This is a genomic window from Candidatus Saccharimonadia bacterium (assembly GCA_035544015.1).
In the GTDB taxonomy this organism is placed as follows: domain Bacteria; phylum Patescibacteriota; class Saccharimonadia; order UBA4664; family UBA4664; genus UBA5169.
Genome location: DATKIP010000051.1, coordinates 1 through 5,849, shown reverse-complemented (window position 1 = coordinate 5,849; position 5,849 = coordinate 1). Strand labels below are relative to the sequence as shown.

8 protein-coding genes are annotated in these 5,849 nt (G+C 58.1%); all 8 read left to right on the top strand.

Features of this window, described 5'->3' with window-relative positions; all coding sequences use genetic code 11:
* The first annotated feature begins 188 nt into the window (after positions 1 to 188).
* The 8 genes from VMT30_02860 to VMT30_02825 all read left to right on the top strand — a co-directional run bounded on the left by VMT30_02860 (position 189) and on the right by VMT30_02825 (position 5,557).
* Entirely contained in the window at positions 189 to 755 is a 567-nt protein-coding gene (locus tag VMT30_02860) for a GNAT family N-acetyltransferase (protein ID HVQ43882.1), read from the top strand.
* Positions 756 to 779: 24 nt separating this feature from the next.
* The gene (locus tag VMT30_02855; GenBank protein ID HVQ43881.1) at positions 780 to 1,037 is read left to right on the top strand and encodes a hypothetical protein; all 258 of its coding nucleotides are present in this window, start codon (positions 780 to 782) and stop codon (positions 1,035 to 1,037) included.
* Between the two features lie 118 nt (positions 1,038 to 1,155).
* Positions 1,156 to 1,338: a hypothetical protein gene (locus tag VMT30_02850; GenBank protein HVQ43880.1), complete on the top strand. Its 183-nt coding sequence runs from the start codon at positions 1,156 to 1,158 to the stop codon at positions 1,336 to 1,338.
* Positions 1,339 to 1,483: 145 nt separating this feature from the next.
* On the top strand, positions 1,484 to 1,699 hold the full coding sequence (locus VMT30_02845; GenBank protein HVQ43879.1) for a hypothetical protein: 216 nt from the start codon (positions 1,484 to 1,486) through the stop codon (positions 1,697 to 1,699).
* Between the two features lie 501 nt (positions 1,700 to 2,200).
* Complete coding sequence (locus VMT30_02840) at positions 2,201 to 2,638, top strand: DUF6647 family protein (GenBank protein ID HVQ43878.1); 438 nt, start codon at positions 2,201 to 2,203, stop codon at positions 2,636 to 2,638.
* Positions 2,639 to 3,126: 488 nt separating this feature from the next.
* Positions 3,127 to 3,513, top strand: a complete 387-nt coding sequence (locus VMT30_02835) for a transposase (protein ID HVQ43877.1) — start codon at positions 3,127 to 3,129, stop codon at positions 3,511 to 3,513.
* A complete protein-coding gene (gene tnpB / locus VMT30_02830) occupies positions 3,510 to 3,857 on the top strand; it encodes an IS66 family insertion sequence element accessory protein TnpB (protein HVQ43876.1) in 348 nt (115 codons plus the stop codon). Before VMT30_02835 ends, tnpB begins: the two co-directional genes overlap by 4 nt.
* Before the next feature lie 95 nt (positions 3,858 to 3,952).
* Complete coding sequence (locus VMT30_02825; protein ID HVQ43875.1) at positions 3,953 to 5,557, top strand: IS66 family transposase; 1,605 nt, start codon at positions 3,953 to 3,955, stop codon at positions 5,555 to 5,557.
* Positions 5,558 to 5,849 lie beyond the last annotated feature (292 nt).

The window sequence follows — 5,849 nt, the reverse complement described above, 5'->3', positions numbered from 1 at the left end:
CCCATAGACTCGAGTTTGGGTCTATTTATTCCCCGATTCCGGAAAAAATAAAAAATCCCCAGCGCGGGACTTTTTGCGTGCGTTCCGAGTCTCCTGCTCGACCGTAACAGATGGCTGTCGACCAGGGGCGAGGAATTTCTCAGAGCACCCGCGAGCCCCGCGGTCGTCGTGACAAGCAGGGGGCTGCTATGTCGATGGCGGAGGCTTCTTCGAGTTCGAATGAGCTTTTGGCAGATGACGCCGAAAAAGTAGCTGCTGGTCTTCGAATCCAGGCTCTAGACTTTAGCCATTGCACCCACTTTCAACGCATTCTCTCCGGCCTCGATCAATCGCCACTCCGGCATCGCGTCGGCCCTTTAACGAGGGATGATTGTCTCAACGAGCATGCAAACCGCGCTTTTGCGACCGCGCCACGCATTTTTGGCGTCTTCGTTGGGGAAAGCCTCCAAGGCACTCTCGAACTCTACGACGGTGAAGCACCTGGTTATGTCGACGTTACACTCGTCGTCGATCCGCGCTGGTGTAATAAGGGTTTGGGCTGGGCGCTCCTGAGCGCCGCCATGCAATGGATGCGCCAATTAGAAGGGCACACCATTCGCATGTCCTTCTCGCGAAACAATTGGCCGATGCGAGCGCTGGCTCATAGAGCCAACGCGCAATTAAGTCTCGCTTTCGATGAAATCTCTGCCTGCATCAACGTCACCGGTCTCAACGGATCGGTGAGGAAGAACGGCACTCGAATGATCGTTGGATGAAGATCACAGCGCGAGGAGGGCAGTATGGGCAAAGGCGACATGGCTCGGATGTACAAGTACATGTCTGCGGAAGACCAGCGCACATTTGATCGTTGGCTTAAAGCAAACACTATAATCAGTCTGATCTTCGCAACCGGACTTATCGCCATGGCTTTCGCCGGCTCCACATCCGTCGGACTACGTGAAGAGGCAGTAGCAGCCAATGCTTCCGGCGACTGCACCGTTAGTTCATGTTTGGAGAAGGTACAAATAAGGGAGGTGAGAAGATCGGCTAAACCATAGCGCGGCCTTTGCGTACGGCAAATGTGCCGAGCAAAACTTTTAGTGGTCTGTGTCACGACTACCATGATCAATCACCTTCGCGACACCCGAATAAACCATCGATGTTCTGGAGAACTGCATGACCACCTTCATCCACGAAGAAATGCATCGCTCCTTAGCGGCCCGTGAGCGCAGCAGAGATTACGATGCGCGTATAATTGTAGGCTTCGGGGTGGTCATGATCGCTGTTGCCACGCTCGTCGTGGCTGTGGGGTACGGCGTCGACCATACCGCTCTCCAGATGATGTCAGTCTTTCCCTGAGCGCACTGCACACATACACACCGAACGCGACCGCCCAATTGTGGTGAATTCATCCGGGACCCCAGCACAACAAAGGGAATCGATTTGCATCCCAAAGGGCTACTGGCACTCGTATTGAAGCGTTCGCAAACCGAAAGGAGCCGTTATGCGCGCCATTCACGTTATCGCGGTCGCCATTGTCCTGGTCTGTGTCGGCGCAAAGCTAACTTTCCTTGCTGCTCCGATTGCCGAGGCCGACTCACGGTCCATTGCAGGTGCGAGCGTGGATGTTTCTCGGATGCAGCAGAACATCGAGAATCTTCAGGTGCAGGAAGTCCACGACATGACATTCGTCTTCCCGTCCCCTGCGCTGATGATCTGACACCATTTCGAGCAATGGGTGACTGGTCAGTCATCACAGCCGACCAAGCTACCTGCAGCTCCTGCAGCGGCCGGCGTCAGATTAACGAGCTACAGCACGCTCGCACGCCCGCGCCTCCGAAAAGGCGGCTGATTTACTACACGGCATCAAGATCGCCGCCCGCGCACTCGCTGACACGGAAGTCTTCGAACAATCGCGTCGCGACCGAAAATGCGTTCCCGTCACAGTGGCGGTTGTGTGCGGGTCGCGAAGAGGGTCGCGCGATATGCACCCATCCGCGGCCAATATGACACCCCATCCAACGGAGAATGGAATTCGCCAGAACAGTGTCGGAAGACCGCAAGCCGGGCTGCTCCCAGGCCGTCCTGCCCGGTCCATCTGGACCATTGGTGCAGAAGCAGCAATGGAACAATGTTGGTGGTTGCTGACAGCACTTGAGCCCTGTCCCTCACTCCTTAACGACGGGACATTTTATGCAGCGCGGCCGGGATGGAGAACAGGATGGAAGCACTGCTGACCGCAATCGCTCTGTGGCTTTCGATCAATTTCCCCCTACCAGCAAACCTGAACCATCCTGCCATCAAATTCGTGTCCGCGGCAGAAATGATCGCACCGCTGAATAAAAACCAGTTGCGGACTAGCGACGTTTCAGCATCTGAAATCAGTTCGGATATAGTCTCTTTATATAGCAACGAATCAAAAACGATCTTCCTGTTGGATGGATGGACAGGCAAGACACCTGCTGAGCTATCCATTCTTGTGCATGAAATGGTCCACCATCTGCAAAATGTCGGTCAATTGAAATTTGCCTGCCCGGAGGAACGCGAAGAACTTGCGTATAAGGCACAGGATAGCTGGTTACATTTGTTCGGGCGTGATTTGGAGAGCGAATTTCAGATGGACCCTTTTACAATTCTCGTGAAGTCAAAATGCCTTTGAGAAACACAGGGCAACGTGGTCAGCTTCCTGCACAACGCCCGACCCGGGGATGTACCTGAAAGAGTTGTGAGCACGACTCCGGTCTGACGGTGTTCCAACTTTGCCGACAAAACGAGCGGACTGCACAAAATACTTTATTGCGTTCGCGGCCCGGAGACCGGACGATCACCGGCGCGCTCAGGTGGTTCGATGCCCTTATTCCCCGCTATATTCTTTGCGACACTGATTGCTGCCATTGTCTACGTCGCAGGTCGTCATCTCGTTTTCGATGATCAAGAGTAAACGGGGTCTACGTCCTGCCGACCGTTAGTTTGCGACCCTCCGCGCTCGCTCCGAAGCGATCCGCCGCACGAGCGTCGGTTGGCGTCTTTCATGAGAATTCAGGTCCTGCCCCCAAGACCTGCTGACCGTTCCAACGGATAGGCTCTGAGTATTCATCCGACGTAGGCCGCCTTGTCGAATTGGCCGGCCTGTAGCTGAATGTCGGTATGGATGACCTTACTGACACTCGCCATATCGATCGCCTTGAAATTGTTGACACCGGTCGCCGCCGTCGATGGTCGGCGGCAGAAAAGCTGCGGATAGTGGAGGAGAGCTTTTCGGGTCCCCGGCTGGCATCGGCGACGGCGCGCCGACATGGGATTTCCAACCAGCTGCTGTTCGGCTGGCGCAAGGCGTATCGCGAAGGGCAGCTTGGCGACATTCGCGGATTCGTGCCGGCGATGATCGTTGCGGAGCAGCCTGAAAAGCGCAGCGAACCTGGCTGTGGTCGAATCGAGATTGTGAGCGCGAACGGTCGGCGCGTTATTGTCGATTGCGACATAGATGTGGAGACCCTGCTTCGGATCATGCGTGGGCTTGAGACTCTGCCATGATCCCAGTTCCGAGCGGCGTCCGGGTGTGGCTGGCGACCGGTCACACCGACATGCGGAAGGGCTTTGCGAGCCTGTCGCTGCAGGTGCAGGAGGTGCTGCGACGTGATCCGCTGAGCGGGCAGCTGTTTTGCTTTCGTGGACGCCGGGGCGATCTTTTGAAGGTGATCTGGCATGACGGCCAAGGAGCCTGCCTGTTTACGAAGCGGTTGGAACGGGGCCGCTTTTTGTGGCCGAGCGCGACCGACGGCGCGGTGACGATCTCCTCGGCCCAGCTCGGTTATCTGCTGTCCGGAATCGATTGGCGCAATCCGCAGGAAACCTGGCGTCCGACTTCGGTGGGATGACGGTTTTGCTTTGACGTTTTTGACGAATATGATTCTGTTGCCGAGTGCCATCGGAATTTGAACCTCTGCCATCCAATCTTGTCGTCGCTCATGCGATGATCCTGGCGGAGCGTAACGCGCGCGTCATGGCTGAGGCCAATGCAGCGGTTGTCAAAGCCGAAGCGGCCAATGCTCAGGCGGACCTATCCAGCAGTGAAGCACTGAACGCCCATCTCAAGCTGGAGATCGAGAAGCTTCGCCGTGAGCTTTATGGCAGCCGCTCGGAGCGCAAGGCGCGGCTGCTGGAGCAGATGGAACTTCAGCTTGAAGATCTGGAGACGGCAGCGACCGAGGACGAGTTGGCGGCCGAGACAGCGGCGCTCCGGACGCAGACGGTACAGTCGTTCCAGCGCAAGCGGCCTTCACGAAAGCCGTTCCCCGATCATCTCCCGCGCGAGCGCATCGTCATCGCCGCACCAGAAAGCTGTCCCTGCTGCGGCTCGGCGAAACTGTCGAAGCTGGGCGAGGACATTACCGAAACGCTGGAGGTGATCCCGCGGCAGTGGAAGGTGATTCAGACGGTACGCGAGAAGTTCTCGTGCCGGACATGCGAGACGATCACGCAGCCGCCGGCGCCGTTCCATGTCACTCCGCGCGGCTTCGCCGGAGCAAACCTGCTGGCCATGATCCTGTTTGAGAAGTTCGGCCAGCATCAGCCGCTGAACCGCCAGAGCGAACGCTACAGGCGCGAAGGCATCGATCTGAGCGTGTCGACGCTGGCCGACCAGGTTGGCGCCTGCACAACGGCCCTGCAACCGCTTCATGCGCTGATCGAGCGCCACGTCCTGGCTGCCGAACGACTGCATGGCGACGATACGACCGTGCCGATCCTGGCCAAGGGCAAGACGGTGACGGGGCGCATCTGGACGTATGTCCGTGACGACCGGCCCTTTGGCGGTCACGCACCGCCGGCGGCGCTCTATTACGCCTCGCGCGATCGAAAGCACGAGCATCCCGTGCAGCATCTTCAAGCCTTCACCGGCATTTTGCAGGCCGACGCCTATAGCGGGTACAACGAGCTCTACGATCCCTCGCGCTCTCAGGGAGCGATTACGGCCGCACTGTGCTGGGCACACGCAAGGCGACAGTTCTTCGAGCTGGCCGATATCGCTGCCAATGCGCGGCGCGGAAAGAACGCAGCGGCGATCTCGCCGGTTGCGTTAGCAGCGGTCAAGCGCATTGACGCGCTATTCGACATCGAGCGCGACATCAACGGCCTGAGCGCCGAAGAGCGTCTGCGCGTACGCCAGGAACAAAGCGCGCCCCTTCTGGCTGCTCTGGAAGCGTGGCTGCGTGAGGAGCACTCTCGCTTGTCGCGCTCGGCCTCTGTCGCCCAGCCGATCGACTACATGCTCAAGCGTTGGGACCGGTTTGCCCGCTTCATCGAAGATGGCAGGGTCTGCCTCACGAACAATGCAGCCGAGCGTGCTCTTCGAGGATTTGCGCTGGGGAGAAAGTCGTGGCTCTTCGCCGGTTCCGAGCGCGGCGCTGACCGGGCGGCGGCCATGACCACGCTGATCATGACGGCCAAGCTCAACGACGTCGATCCGCAGGCATGGCTGACCGATGTGCTCGCTCGCATCGCAGACATGCCGCAGAACCGGATTGCTGAATTGCTGCCATGGAATTGGGACCATCCGAACCTGCAGATGGTCGCTTGAGCTAGGAATTATGCTTTACGCTATCCGCGGTCCTCGGCGAGTGCTTTCTCTGCTTCAAAGATTTCTGGACACCTTTGAGACTGCGCATCGGCTCGCCAAAGGTTTATCACCTGGCGGCCCCTGACTATATCCGCAGGCCGGACGACAACGCTCTCACCGCTGCGACTTATGTCGCGCGGAATTTCTTTAGGTACGACCGATTTGCCACTGACCGACAACGGCCGCAGGCTTGCCGAGCGGTTGAAGCCGGCGCTTGCGAAGGAGGCGCTCGCACTCGTGCTGGTGGCTGGTG

Excerpts from the sequence above, each read along its gene's own strand:
- VMT30_02860 (HVQ43882.1), top strand. The coding sequence starts at position 189 with ATGTCGATGGCGGAGGCTTCTTCGAGTTCGAATGAGCTTTTGGCAGAT.
- VMT30_02855 (HVQ43881.1), top strand. The coding sequence starts at position 780 with ATGGGCAAAGGCGACATGGCTCGGATGTACAAGTACATGTCTGCGGAA.
- VMT30_02850 (HVQ43880.1), top strand. The coding sequence starts at position 1,156 with ATGACCACCTTCATCCACGAAGAAATGCATCGCTCCTTAGCGGCCCGT.
- VMT30_02845 (HVQ43879.1), top strand. The coding sequence starts at position 1,484 with ATGCGCGCCATTCACGTTATCGCGGTCGCCATTGTCCTGGTCTGTGTC.
- VMT30_02840 (HVQ43878.1), top strand. The coding sequence starts at position 2,201 with ATGGAAGCACTGCTGACCGCAATCGCTCTGTGGCTTTCGATCAATTTC.
- VMT30_02835 (HVQ43877.1), top strand. The coding sequence starts at position 3,127 with ATGGATGACCTTACTGACACTCGCCATATCGATCGCCTTGAAATTGTT.
- tnpB (HVQ43876.1), top strand. The coding sequence starts at position 3,510 with ATGATCCCAGTTCCGAGCGGCGTCCGGGTGTGGCTGGCGACCGGTCAC.
- VMT30_02825 (HVQ43875.1), top strand. The coding sequence starts at position 3,953 with ATGATCCTGGCGGAGCGTAACGCGCGCGTCATGGCTGAGGCCAATGCA.